The following is a 13,968-nucleotide window of genomic DNA, read 5'->3' on the forward strand; positions in this document are numbered from 1 at the left end:
ATATCGCTTTCCTGTTGCCCCACTCCGGCGGGGCAAACTCTCTTTTCGCTTTCCTTACACTCTTCTCATGCAAATAATTATCATTAACATTGGTTGGTGATATAATTTACGGCCTTATAAGCCATAGATCCTACTGGCTGACGTAGCAAAAATAAAACACCATAAAAGTAATAAGGATAAACTGTGACCACAGAATCAACCGCAGCCAAACCCAAATACCGTCCCACACCTCCGCGCTTGGTGCAGGTAAAAAAGATAGTAGACACCTCCCCCCATTTGCGTCGAATTACCTTCCATAGCCCTACATTAGAGAACTATCCGTCAAATTGCGCTGGAGCTCACTTAAAGGTCTTTCTACCTTTACCGAACCAAACACAGCCTGAATTACCGGTACTGGGAGAAAAAGGCCCGATATGGCCCGCAGCAGACATTCGTCCGGTTGTTCGCACCTACTCTGTTCGAGCAGTTCGCCCTGAACAAGGCGAGATTGATATTGAATTTGCTCTTCATGATCACAGTGGTCCAGCGGTGAATTTTGCCCGTCATGCTAAAGCTGGTGACTGGCTAGGCATCACCAATCCCGGAGGCCCAGAGACCATGTTACCCGCAGCCGCGTACAGCTATTTGGTAGGCGACCCCTCTTCACTCCCGGCTATTGCCGCGTTATTGGAAACACTGTCAGCCGATGCGCAAGGTCACGTCATTATTCGTGTGGATACTCCACAAGATGTGCTTGATCTGGTTAAACCTGCCGGTGTTGAACTGAGCTGGGTCATCGGGGGTACCGAAAAAACGGATGAAGTTATCACCCAATTCTGTGCATTGACGTTGCCGATGGAAGAAGCAACTTTCTGGCTAGCAGGTGAAGATAGATTGGTGGTCGTCTTACGTCGTTATCTGCGTCGCGAAAAAGGCTGTGAACGTCATCAACTTTATGCCGTTCCCTATTGGCGTGAAGGGTTGAATGAAGAAGATTATCATCACAAACGCCATGAAGTGATGGACAATATTGACGACTAGACTACATTAATATCTATAAAATCAATGGACATCACTTTGTTATGTCCATTTTCATGACTTTTTTTCTACTCTTCTCGGTTAAAACCTTGTAAATTTCCTGCGACAATTTCCTGTTATTTGTTAGTCTTAAGGCTACTTAGCCTACAATATGGCACTTAATTATCGTTAAATGGCTCTAATGCCTATTTAATGCAGTAAAGTTATTAGGAGCGCTCTCGAAATGAAGTCGCAAAACGATCCTGGCCGATCTAAATCCCGCCACCACGAATACTCTTTGATCTTGCCTATCGTTGCACTGGTTATCCTTAATATCTGGGGTGACACCAGTAATTTTGCCGCCGTTATTATCATCAACCTCATAGCGCTGGTCGGTATTCTGAGCAGTGCATTCAGTGTGGTTCGTCATGCCGATGTATTGGCACACCGCTTGGGTGAACCCTATGGCTCCTTAATTCTCAGCCTCTCCGTGGTAGTGCTTGAGGTCAGTTTGATCTCGGCGATGATGGCAACTGGCGATGCTGCCCCCGCATTAATGCGCGACACACTCTATTCTGTCATCATGATTGTTGTGGGTGGATTGGTTGGGGTGTCTTTGCTCCTTGGTGGCCGTAAATTTGCTACCCAGCATGTCAATTTGGTCGGTATCAAACAATATCTAATGGCCATCTTCCCACTGGCAATTATTGTATTGGTACTCCCAAGTACCCTACCCGGTGGGGATTTTGGGGTAGCGCAATCATTGGTTGTTGCCGCAATTTCGGCAGCGATGTATGGCGTATTCCTGCTTATCCAAACTAAAACACATCAAAGCCTGTTTGTTTACGAACATGAAGACGAAGGTGATGACCCTAGTGACCCTCACCACGGTAAACCATCTTCCCACAGTAGCCTGTGGCACACCTTCTGGTTGTTAATTCATTTGGTGGCAGTTATTGCGGTCACTAAATTTGATGCCAACCCACTCGAAGCGTTGTTGACAGAATTAAATGCGCCAGCGAAATTTACAGGTTTCTTGATAGCTTTACTTATCTTGTCACCGGAAGGTTTAGGGGCGTTGAAAGCGGTATTAGCCAATCAGGTACAGCGTGCGATGAACCTCTTTTTCGGTTCCGTGCTGGCGACAATTTCATTGACTGTTCCTGCGGTGACCTTAATTGCTGTGCTGACCGGGCAAGAGCTAACCTTTGGTCTGGAAGCGCCTCATATTGTGGTGATGGTGAGTGTCTTGATTCTGTCGCAAATTTCATTCTCTACCGGCAGAACGAACGTCCTCAATGGCACCGCCCATCTGGCACTGTTTGCAGCTTATATGATGACAATTATGCTGTAGTGGTTAATACCTCAAAATAGCCTGAATAAGCAAAGGGCAAGCGTTTTGGCGCTTGCCCTTTTTTATCGGGTCATCTATTCATAATCTTAAGTTACGAATAGGCATTTAACGTGTGCTGACAGAGTGCAGAACGGACACAATCCTGTTTATCAAAGCGGATGATGCCAATCATCTCATCCTCAGCAAAGCGCTCTAACGCATCGCTAAGACCTGATTTTACGCCACGCGGAAGGTCGCATTGGGTAATATCACCATTAACAATGACCGTGACGTTTTCACCAAGACGGGTCAGGAACATCTTCATCTGGCTGGCGGTTACATTTTGTGCCTCATCGAGGATCACCACCGCATTTTCAAAGGTACGCCCACGCATGTAGGCGAAAGGTGCAATTTCTACCTTGCCAATTTCCGGTCGTAGACAATATTGCAAGAAAGACGAACCAAGTCGGCGCAACAGAATGTCATACACCGGGCGGAAATAAGGCGCGAATTTCTCAGAGATATCACCAGGCAAGAAACCCAGATCCTCATCTGCCTGTAGAACAGGCCGCGTCACAATTATCCGATCAACTTCTTTGTGAATTAATGCTTCAGCAGCCTTGGCTGCGCTGATAAAGGTTTTACCGCATCCCGCTTCACCGGTAGCGAAGATGAGTAGTTTACTTTCTATGGCTGATAAGTAATGACCTTGAGCTTCCGTACGCGCCTGAATAACGGAGGTATCACGGCTATCCCGTGCCATACCTATTGATTCAACACCGCCCATTTGTACTAACGATGTCACGTTTTCTTCCTCACGCTGACGATGACTACGTGAATCACGTCTAATTACGCGTTTCGCTTCACGACGAGCTTTGATCACTGCTTTCTGTCTTCCCATAGTGGCACCTTTCAGTTTGATTCACCTACCGCAGCAGAAATTGCCTGCGCGATTATGTTTCACATACGGATGAGGTTTTGGCTTCCTTTGCAGCCAATAATAGCCAATGAAAAATGCGAGTAAGGTAAACTCTCAAATGGGCTGAGTAAAAACAGACATCGATTGAATACAGTATCGCAAGGGGAGTTATCACGTATTATTAATACTGGGAACAAGAACGCGGGTAACAAGAATATTGTTAATACAGAAATAGTCGGGATAGATAATGATTGTATTACTGGAATTTTAGAGTCGGATGGGAAGCCCTCGTTACAACGAGTTGCTTGAATGAAACTTTGGTCTTGTCTTAACAGCCCAATCATGGACTCTACCATTAGCGATCCCCGCAGTGATAAACAACAGCCTAAGCTGTGCACCGTGTGAAAAATACCGCCAGATGATTACAGTATAATGACACTCTTAAGTTTCGCGATACAAAAATGTAAAAAAATATAATTTATCTGTTTGCTCACTTTTCACTCTAATTATTTTTTACATCGCGCTATACTATTAAACCCCGTAATACTCCTCGAATTAAATCTCCAGTCTTATTTCACCTTTACTGCTTTTCTCTCTGTTTTAAGTAAAGGCGAAATTAAAAATGGCAAATAAATACAATAAGATAGAATTAATCATTATCACTAACGACTAATTCTTAAATCCTGCAAGCGCGCGTTCTGTTTACCTTGGCTATCAAAGTTATCCATAGCCAACCAATCATTAAAGGCCTGCTTAATTATTGGCCACTCGCGGTCCGTTATGGAATACCAATTAGTATCTCTATTACGCCCTTTGGTCACAATAGCCTGCCGGAATTGCCCTTCATATTGAAATCCGAATCGCGATGCTGCTTTGTTTGATGGTTCATTCAATGAGTCACACTTCCACTCACAGCGGCGATAGCCTAACTTGTCGAATACGTAATGCAGTAATAGATATATAGCTTCAGTTCCCGCTGAATGACGTTTTAAACGGGGTGACCAATTAACTGAGCCTATCTCGATAACACCATTATTTTCATCAATTCGTTGTAACCCCACAGTCCCTAAAGCAAAACCTGATTGCGCATCAACAACGGTATAGTGAAAGGCATCTTTAGCATTAATTAATGTTTGGAGATATTGATGGAAGTCAGCTTCACTTTCAGGTCGTTCACAATAAAAATAAGTCCAATCGCTTGTTTCTTTGACCATGTGATATGCCTGATATAAGCATGTTTCATGTTTATCGATATTAACTGGGGCCAGATAACAAAAATGCCCGGGCAGAATCTCCCGTTGAGGTCGTTGCGCTGATTGCCAATGCGCTAATTCTGCTCCGATAGTTTGTCCGAAATGGTTTTGTTTCATTGCATGCTCCCGTTATTGCGCAACTGCCAAAAATATCAATAATGAACATCCGCGCATTATCATCCAAGATAAGTCCTGTTAAATCATAGCAATATATAAAGCAGAAGTAATATACAAAACAGAATTTGGTGATATTGACTCTGTGAGGAACAACATAAGGTGAGAACTGAATACCCGCGTAGTTGCACATCGGGTATTCAGTAATGCTTTAACGATTATCCGCGTCGTAAATTGACGACGGGCGCAACAGAGGGGAGCTGTAACCCTTCTTTAACCTCTAATAGCTGCCCATGCTCATCGTTATACAACGTGAGGCAAGAACCCGCTTTTAATTGAGCAATCATGTCACCGGAAACATCCAAACTGTCGGCTAACTCATCATCATTAAGATGCGGCCGATGCCCGCGGCGCTCAACCTGAAAGCGCACTTGGTTATATTTGGCCCAAACAATCAGCACGATGGCATTGAATGCCGCAATTGCCGCATACAGTGCCAGAGTCGTTAGACCAGCCAGAATATACATTCTGAACGGGATCGGCCCCATATTTGGGGCTCGGTGGATCATATCCAAAAAGCCCTTCACGAACAGAAAGATAAAACCGAACCAAGCCAATGCAGTAATAATAATATCGATCCAGCGGGGGATCGCCCGTTGTTCGGTATGAATCAAAGGTGCACTCATGGTTTAACCCTCCCGATCCCGCGGTCTGGGCTAACCCAACGCGCACGTTTACGCTTGGTGTTGAGCATGACTTTGGGGAACGAAACCACTGTGGTGAACAAACTCAGCATCCAGTAAACCATTGGATACCAGATAATCCAGAACAGCGAACTCCCCAGGTTAGGCTCATAGCGCCGTTCAATCACCAAACTGATAGCAAACTGCAGCAGGCAAGTCAGCGCCAATACCATACCGGTAAAGGCTGGTGGGAAGACCGTCTGCACATGAATTCCCGGTGGTAAAGTAATCACCAAACCCAGCAGGAACAAAATGATACTAAACAGATAAGTAAATGCCCACGTGATAGACAGTGAATACTCAAGGAATAACAGCCACATCCGGCGATTACGCCAGCGCCACAGTTTGAACATATTCTTCAAGAAGACTTCTGCCCCACCCTGTGCCCAACGCAGACGCTGTTTCCATAACCCTCGTAAGGTTTCTGGCATCAAAATCCAGCACAAGCCGCGTGGCTCGAAGAACACCGACCAATGTCTTATCTGTAATTTCCAGCTGATATCAATATCTTCGGTAATCATGTCTGGGCTCCAGTAGCCCACATCAGCCAACGCCCTACGGCGAAAAGCGGCCACAACACCCGACACAGTGAAGACTTGACCATAGACTCGCTGAGTCCGTTTAATCAATCCGATGATAGATGAGAACTCACCCACCTGAACGCGACCAATCAGTGTTGAACGTGTGCGAATACGCGGGTTACCGGTGACCGCACCGGTGCGAGGGTTCGCAATCAACGGTGCGACCAAGTACGGCACCGCATTTTTATCCAGCAAAGCATCGCCATCGATACAGACCAGATATTCACTACGTGCCGCAGCCGTACCCATACGAAGGGCTATCGCTTTGCCCTGATTATGCGCCAGATGAATAACACGTAAACGCGGGTCTTCAACCAACATTGCGTCCAGTATTTGTGCGGTATCATCACTGGAGCCGTCATTGATGGCGATAACTTCAATATTGGTATAGCTCTGCGCCAAAGCTGCGTGAATAGTTTCCCGTGCATTCAGCCCCTCGTTAAAGCAAGGGATCAAAATAGACACGAGTGGGTTCCCTTTCAGCTCCGGAGGCGGTACATCATCGCCCCACGGCCAATGTCTTTCCCGGCGTAGCCAGAAGTAGACGCCGCCTGTTATCCAAATACCGGACATAAAGAGTGGGTAGAAGAAAACAAAATTCAGCAGCACATCGCCGGTAAAGAGCAGGATCATTCCCGCAGGAATGCTCAGTACCAGGCATAGGATGAGTAACGCAATAATTCTATCGATCATATAAAGGATACCAAGCAGAAGATAGCACAGGGCGGACATCTTTTAGCGGTGGTTCGCCAGTGATAAAGTTATCCGGGTAGTAACCAAAATTTTGCGCGCCATTTAACTGCAACTGGCGCATCCATCCCGCCAGTATCGGGCCACTGATAGCATTGCTGCCTTCAGGTTTGGTCCAGTCCTTCGATTGCAGTTCAAATACAGTTTTATTGAGTGCGCCTGGGCGCTGCGCAACTTTATTAACCAATTCAGCAAGCCACTCGTTAGACTCTGATAGTGGCACCTTCTCCATTAATGGCATGGCCATTGGGGCAACCCAGTCATAGTTAGCCAAAAAATCATCAAGATTCTGGGCAAACCATGCTTCGCTTTCCGGTTCCAAAATCGGCATAGCAAATATATTGCGGGCTGACTTCACTTGCGGGCCACGGATATCTCGCACTTGGCGGGTCAATTCGTTGGTAAAATCGACCAAATATTTGCTCTTATAGCGAGTCCAACGCGCCATCATTTCTGGATTATTACGTATCTCGACAATCGACCCAGGGAAGCCCGCTTTTTCGTACGCACGAATAGCATCCGGTGATGCATCCTCGAAATCAGACATAACCGCATCGTCATGATATAGAATCCCGTCAATCGGTGCGCTATATGCCATATCGCGGTAAATATCAATAATGCGCTGTCTAGCTTCCGGATTAAATGGTGATAGACGACGATATTGATCCGGATCGATACTGGTTTTACCCGTTTTTGGATCAATACGTTGAATGCGTGGTAACGACGAGTCCATTTCAAATGCCAATACCGGCATCCAGGCATATACATCAACATCTGGGCGTGAAGCTAGCTGCCACGCCACTCGGTTAAACAGGTCTTGGCGCATCGGTATCCAGCGGTTAGGGAAATAAACCTGCCGAATATTGCCATCCCCTTTTGGATCAGAGAATGCCTGTAAAAACACGGTAGTCACACGTAAATCCGAAATACGCTGCACTAACTTATCGAGGTTTTCCTTTTCCTGCACCGGGTCCGGATCGTAGAGATAATCCAAATCCACATGCGCTACCCGCATGATGTCTTTTTCCTGTACGGAAGTGACTAACTGGGCAAAATCCTTTAAGGACGGATTATTACTGATCAGAATACGCGGGATATTCATCAGATCATTAACATTGCCAATACCCGGTTCCAGTGTCATTGCCATCTGGTAGCCGTGTTGACGCAATATATTGATAACAGTGCCATTTGGTGCACCGTAAGGCCAAACCCAAACTCGTGGCTGTTTACCCGTAGCTTGGGTAATCCGCTGAGTTATCAATGAAATATCTTTTTCCATCCGTTGCTTAAAAGCAGCTTCGGTTTCATATTTTTTGGTTTTAGGGTCATACATGAGATTGGCCGCTGCCGGTTCAGTATTCCCTTGCGGGTTGGCTATTACGCCATAATGTGAGGCGTAGGTGTGCGCACCAATTTCAATCAATTTTGATTTTGACATTTCACCGATCTGTTTCCAGGTTAGGAAACGATCCCGGTCAGTACTTAAACCACCAAAATCCACCTTTTTATTGGCCGGTGTATCAATCCACGTCCCAACCGGGGCTAACACCGCACTCAGATTATTAGCTTCTAATAATGGGTAAACGCGAGTGTAAAAACTGCTGTAACCATCATCAAAAGTAAGTAATACCGCCTTATCGGGTAAAGGTGCACCACCATTACGAGCCGCCAGAATTTGATCTACAGAAACCACGTTGTAGCGATTGTCCTTCAACCAAGCCAATTGTTCACTGAGTGCGCTGCTGCGTACCGAAAGATAACGCTGGTCTGCGGAATCATCTTCAACATCATGATAAGCAATAACCACAAAGGTATTCTTCTGCCACGGTCTTTCACTGAGTGGCAATGCGCGCTCGGCTGGGGGAACAAATACCGGCTTTTCTGCATAACAGACGGATGCGAGTAGCGTTATCATTCCAACTACAAGTATCCGAATAAAAAATAGTATCTTTGCCATGGAGCGTCCCTTAGAAACGGTAATTCAAATCGAAAGCGAGCGAGAGATCATGCTCACGGGTGCCATCATAGGGGCGCTTGTCGTAGGTAATGGCCACTCCAGTATCAACAACATCATTCCATTGGACCCGTTGCCCATAACTTGCCGTGGTGACTAGGCCATTTCCGTAGTTTTTCTCCCAATAGCCACCGACACCAAGCTGCACTTGCTGACTCCAGATTGTTTTATAATGACGATACATAATGTGATTTATCGTGACCGCAGGAAGGTAGGTAAAGTCACTTTTCGGGTTGTAATAAATCACGTCTTCTTTGGTGTTGGTGCTAGCAGCCAAACCCAGATTGAAATCTGCAGTTAGGTAAGGCCCAGTCCAGATGCGCTGACGCCCATTAAGCTCATATTCCCAACGTTTGTTGCCATCTGAAAAATCTGACGGTGTCACATTAAATTCGAGATCACGTCGGTCATCAGCCTTCCAGAACACAAAAGCTGAAGCACTATTGGCATAAATGTTGTTTTTTAATGCACGCAGTGGAGTATCTTTAGCCAACCTTTCAACTTGACCTCCGACTCGCCAATGGTCATTAAAATCATACCAAGTCGATAAACGTGCACCGGTTTTATTACCAAAACCGTAATTCTGATTATTTACCTCAGCCTCAACCCAATGGTCGCGAGAAGTCCACTCTCCGCCTAATCGCATAACACGGTTAATGCCGGTTCCTTCTTCAAATTGTGAATTGTTATAGCTGCCGCCGCCGAATACCCGCCAGTTGTCAGCAATAGGCGGACTATAAAGCAAAGTTTCAATACCGTAGTCTTTGTTGCCACTGATAGGGCTATTAGAAGAAATCGTTCGGTTGCCGGTTACCCGCAACTCATACATATTATGAACTTTACGTTGGCGGTCTAATTCCTGCGATGGAACATCTTCGGGCGAACGAGCGATCACATCATCCGTCAACAACTCCATCTGACGCCATTCTTGTAAATCCATCGCTGTTTCAGCCTGCGCACGTTCTAAAATCAGGCTACGAGGTGCCAATGATTCTACGGCCTTCAATTCTTGTTCAGATTTGCGCGGTAAATCTCTGGCCAGATAAACGCCAGCCAAGGCAACACGTAAATTCTGGTTAGCAGGTGCCGTACTGGATAATGTCTCCAGTTTTTTCTGTGCCGCAGGCAGATCATTGAGCGCCACCAGTGATTGCACCAATAGCGTCTGACCCTCCATCCAATCATCATTCGGCTCTTTCCCCGGCAAACCATAGACACCGACTTGATAAGGTGTTTGTTCGCTGTAGTTCTTAGCGAATTGATGTGCTTTATCTAATTGCTCGCTTTCATTTAGTGAGTAATAGAGATCATCAGCATCAAGCAAGTCATCACTGTTACGGAATGTTTTACCATCGGCATAATACAAACTGGTTAGGATCGGGGCTGCTTTTTCTGGCATCCGGCGGTCGATATAAGCAGAAGCCGCCCAACGACGGGCATAGTCAGGCATTTTGTAGCCTTCGGCTTCCATGGCCTCATATTCTTTAATCAACTCAGCAGTGTTGCGACGAACCAACAATGCGCCCAACCTATCAATACGCGCTCGTTGGTAATCGGACTGTGCTGCGGGATCTTTACTCCAGCGAGTCAACAAATCCTGATAATCCGCTAATGCCTGATCCGCGATATAAAAACGTTCAGTTTCACTGCGAGTCGGCAACACAGCCATACGCACTTGCTCTGCCGCAGCATCTCGCTCGAGTTGACGATATTGCTCTGCAGTCACTAATTTCGGGTTCTCTTTCGCAAGCTGTAACGCCGGATCAGCAATACGGTTTCGTTGCAAAATCTCAAGGTGGTTTTTTAACACTTCCTCAGATTCTGGTGCCAAACGCACCGCCTCACTCGAAGCCTGTAATGCATCATAATTACGATTGGTTGCTCGGTTCAGATAAGACAGAGTCATATAATTTTGCGCGGAAGGGTTGCGCTCGGCTAACTCTTTTGCCTGTTCTAACACGGCACCACCACGCCCTGAGTCAGCCTGCGTCATGATCATGCCGGTGATAAGGTCTGGGTTAGTAGGATCTTTCTTTAAGCTGCTTTGCCACAGCGCCAGTGCTTGATCCCAGCGTTTTTCATTGCGATAGGCACGCGCTGCAGAGGCTAACCCGCGCGAGGAGAGATTCATAGAAGAGTGATATCGTTCATAGACATCTATTACCTCCTGATCGCGCCCTGCCCAACCGGCTATTTGTAGCCAATCGTCAACTTGACTGCTATTAAGCGGCCTCGCTTTGGATTCTTTTTGTAAATAATCAAGAACCGGCGCGGTATCCCCAGATCTGGCTTGGATGATTAATGAATCATACTGTGTTTCTGCCAAAACTGGATTAACCGAAAGGCCGGAAATTAATAGCGCTAATATAGTAATTCTGTGCCGGTGCAACGGGCGCAGCAGTGTCGTAAATGCGTTATACATTATATAACCCTTAAGCCAGCAACTTGTTTGATGATCAAGAAAAGCTTCTTCACGAACATTCATTTTTCATTATGGAATTATGTTGAAATGACGTCCTTGGAATGTATTACAGCATGTTACATAGGATAGTTGAAAGAAAATACTATTGCCGAATTATTATAGAATATTGTTATTCCAGCGATTAATAGAGGTAAAAACGTGATATGGGCGTTAATTTAGATACGATTAAGAATATTCTTAGTCAAAAATTCTTCAAAAACACGAAAAATAAAGACTAAATATTTTTACTAAGGGAATGCTGCGATACAGTATCCTGCGAAGAGAAGATTCGATTTGGTTTTCAGGCTGTTTGAGAGAGGTTTTTGCTACTTGAAATTTTGAATATCTAAAAGATTCTTTATATTTACAATCACAAGAAAAAAGTCATTACTGGCAGAGTTAATTATCACTTCCGTTATAATAAAAAAATCAAATAGTACAAAATTGATTATCAACTACATAATGTCGATAACCACAACATTAAAACACTTTTCAACCTTAACCTTATATTTTATATGTGTATTTTATTGCTTATTTTAAAGTTATCTCTCTCTATTCTTGCAGTAATGGAATAGCCTCCATGACAAAATTGTGGAGTCTATTCCATAGATAACTTTAATTCGCTTAAAGTGACAAACCGTACGCAGCTTAATTACAGTGCAATAAATCACGGTCAAGTTTACTCAAAAACTCAAAACCGCTCTCAGTGATGAGAATCATATCCTCCAGCATAATCGAGCCAACCCCAATACCGTAATAAGGCGTTTCAAGGCTCAGTACCATCCCAGGGCGGAATGTTTCAGTTGCCACTGTGCTAACAAAAGGAGCCTCTTCCAGCCCCAGAAATACGCCATCGCCATGTCCCAAATGACCACGGTTATAATGTGGCATACCTGATTTTTTAATAAAGTCCATTGTGGAGTCAAAAACATCTTTTAATTTCACGCCTGGGGCGACCATCGATAACATATGTTCATGCCCGGTTCTGATGGTGTCGTATATCTGCTGCGTTAGCTGGTCAGGTTTTCCAAGAACAAATGTACGGGCAAGGTCAGCTCCGTAGCCGGCTACATCCACCCCACAATCAAACTTAATTAAATCTCCTCGCTTCGCAGGTATTTCATCGGCGAACATTTTAGGTGAGAAATTATCACCTACAGAAATAAGATTGAAACGAGAGAAGTTAGTCGCTGGGTCACTCATCACCGCAGCTTTAAATGCTGCGGTCAATTCTGATGCCGTGCAACCTACACGGATATGTTTAACTGCGCTGGCAATACCGTATTCAGTGATTTCAGCACTTTTACGTAGGTGATTAATTTCCCAAGAACTTTTGATCATTCTTATTTCATTAAACAGTGGTGTCGAATCAACCAACTTTAATCCTGGTGCCACTTTGTCCAAAACGCCTTTACCACCGTTGGACATAGCATGTAATTCAATGGCAATTTTCTTATTCAATACACCAGCGTTATCAAGAGCGCTTTTGACTAAATTAAAAACAGCCTCAATAGGTGGACCAATTGGTCGCTCACTCTTTCTCTGATAATTAAGAGGATTACGCGGATCATCTACATCAACCCATACAGGGAAAGTCTTAAGCTCCATATTAGGCATGTCAAAGTGGGCACTGGCCGCCTCAAACTCATTCATGATTATCTGTGAAGGAATATTGGCATCGCGGAACATAATTGCGACAGCCGCACCGGTATGCCGGAAGGTATACATAAAGAAGCTGGCAAAGCCGGTGAGATAATAGAAATTATCACAAACGGTCACGACCAGAGCATTAAGCCCTTCTCGCTCCATAACCGCACGAGCTTTACGACTTACCGCGTCTAAATGGGCAATTTTTTCTTTATTCACCGACATATCCTTAAGACTTACTTTATCTGTAAGCCGAATCATATACCGGTTATGGGCGAGATTCTAACGGACAATCAAGGCAGCAACCTACACCTGGCAGTTTATTGCGTTGACAACAGGTACGACGTTCCATGCCACCATTGCGTGGAATAACAGTACGATAGAGAGGATTATTTCGCCCATCAGGAAGGTTAGGGGTGAGGAATAGGTTTGCAATAATATCCTCATAACCGTCAATAGTGCCCAGTTTATTCCTGAACTCACGCAGATACCAAAACATCAGATAACCGATGTTATTCCAAATTAAACGGGAGTTAGCTTTTGGCTGGCGAGCTATTTTCTGCATAACAGGAATAATATGATGATCGAGTAATAAATAGAGCCGCACTAATAAAGATGATGGAGACTTATCCAACCAACGATGTTGGTAGTAAATAGCTTCAGGCCGCCCTGTAGCATGGAGCTTAACTCGAATTCTTTCTGGTCGAGTATCTATCGCCACGGGCAATGCCAGTAACATCAATATCATCGGAGGAACAACCAAACCAAAATACCACTGCCCCCATAGTGAGTGCAGAGCTTTATGATTTGGGTTTAGCTCACTATCACTGTAATAGTGCTTTTCGTAGGTTTGCATTAATCGTGGCAAACTATTCTCAGCCGACCACTGCTCTAGCCATAGGCTTTCTTGGGGAGTTTCAGCTGCATCGACATGAAACGATTCTGAAAAGTGTATGAATGTACGAGCAAACAAACTAGCGATTTCATCAGAAATCGCCGTTGTTGAAGGGTAAATCACTTCAGCTGCATTCGACACAATCCATACTCCACGAAACCGGTATGGAGACATTATTACACTCAATGATAATGATTATCAATGAAGTTAATTAATAATTCTCAACAGCATCAAATGAGAAAGGTGTTGATTTGAGTAACAA

10 protein-coding genes are annotated in these 13,968 nt (G+C 44.8%); 2 read left to right on the top strand and 8 right to left on the bottom strand.

Going from position 1 to position 13,968, the window contains the following annotated elements:
• Nucleotides 1–183 precede the first annotated feature (183 nt).
• Together HUZ92_RS20455 and chaA are read left to right on the top strand one after the other, a co-directional pair.
• The gene (locus HUZ92_RS20455; protein WP_050140842.1) at nt 184–1,020 is read left to right on the top strand and encodes a siderophore-interacting protein; all 837 of its coding nucleotides are present in this window, start codon (nt 184–186) and stop codon (nt 1,018–1,020) included.
• Between the two features lie 220 nt (nt 1,021–1,240).
• The gene (chaA, locus tag HUZ92_RS20460; RefSeq protein ID WP_050098257.1) at nt 1,241–2,350 is read left to right on the top strand and encodes a sodium-potassium/proton antiporter ChaA; all 1,110 of its coding nucleotides are present in this window, start codon (nt 1,241–1,243) and stop codon (nt 2,348–2,350) included.
• 91 nt (nt 2,351–2,441) lie between these two features.
• Here the strand turns inward: chaA and phoH are convergent, their stop codons facing one another.
• From phoH to fhuF, 8 genes are all read right to left on the bottom strand, one after another.
• Nucleotides 2,442–3,230, bottom strand: coding sequence for a phosphate starvation-inducible protein PhoH (phoH, locus tag HUZ92_RS20465; RefSeq protein WP_032910125.1), 789 nt, complete (start codon nt 3,228–3,230; stop codon nt 2,442–2,444).
• 680 nt (nt 3,231–3,910) lie between these two features.
• The gene (locus tag HUZ92_RS20470; protein WP_050098259.1) at nt 3,911–4,618 is read right to left on the bottom strand and encodes a GNAT family N-acetyltransferase; all 708 of its coding nucleotides are present in this window, start codon (nt 4,616–4,618) and stop codon (nt 3,911–3,913) included.
• A gap of 215 nt (nt 4,619–4,833) precedes the next feature.
• Complete coding sequence (gene pgaD / locus HUZ92_RS20475; RefSeq protein WP_050098260.1) at nt 4,834–5,301, bottom strand: poly-beta-1,6-N-acetyl-D-glucosamine biosynthesis protein PgaD; 468 nt, start codon at nt 5,299–5,301, stop codon at nt 4,834–4,836.
• Complete coding sequence (gene pgaC / locus HUZ92_RS20480; protein ID WP_050098261.1) at nt 5,298–6,632, bottom strand: poly-beta-1,6-N-acetyl-D-glucosamine synthase; 1,335 nt, start codon at nt 6,630–6,632, stop codon at nt 5,298–5,300. Before pgaC ends, pgaD begins: the two co-directional genes overlap by 4 nt.
• Complete coding sequence (gene pgaB, locus HUZ92_RS20485; protein ID WP_050098262.1) at nt 6,622–8,646, bottom strand: poly-beta-1,6-N-acetyl-D-glucosamine N-deacetylase PgaB; 2,025 nt, start codon at nt 8,644–8,646, stop codon at nt 6,622–6,624. The genes pgaC and pgaB overlap by 11 nt, the downstream gene beginning before the upstream one ends.
• A 10-nt stretch (nt 8,647–8,656) precedes the next feature.
• The gene (gene pgaA, locus HUZ92_RS20490) at nt 8,657–11,125 is read right to left on the bottom strand and encodes a poly-beta-1,6 N-acetyl-D-glucosamine export porin PgaA (protein WP_050140840.1); all 2,469 of its coding nucleotides are present in this window, start codon (nt 11,123–11,125) and stop codon (nt 8,657–8,659) included.
• Between the two features lie 687 nt (nt 11,126–11,812).
• Nucleotides 11,813–13,030 carry a M24 family metallopeptidase gene (locus HUZ92_RS20495; protein WP_145579548.1) on the bottom strand — a complete coding sequence of 406 codons (1,218 nt, stop codon included), beginning with the start codon at nt 13,028–13,030 and terminating at the stop codon, nt 11,813–11,815.
• Nucleotides 13,031–13,079: 49 nt separating this feature from the next.
• Complete coding sequence (fhuF, locus tag HUZ92_RS20500) at nt 13,080–13,847, bottom strand: siderophore-iron reductase FhuF (RefSeq protein ID WP_050140838.1); 768 nt, start codon at nt 13,845–13,847, stop codon at nt 13,080–13,082.
• Nucleotides 13,848–13,968: the final 121 nt, after the last annotated feature.

Origin of the sequence: Yersinia vastinensis (assembly GCF_902726565.1) — a bacterium.
In the GTDB taxonomy this organism is placed as follows: domain Bacteria; phylum Pseudomonadota; class Gammaproteobacteria; order Enterobacterales; family Enterobacteriaceae; genus Yersinia; species Yersinia vastinensis.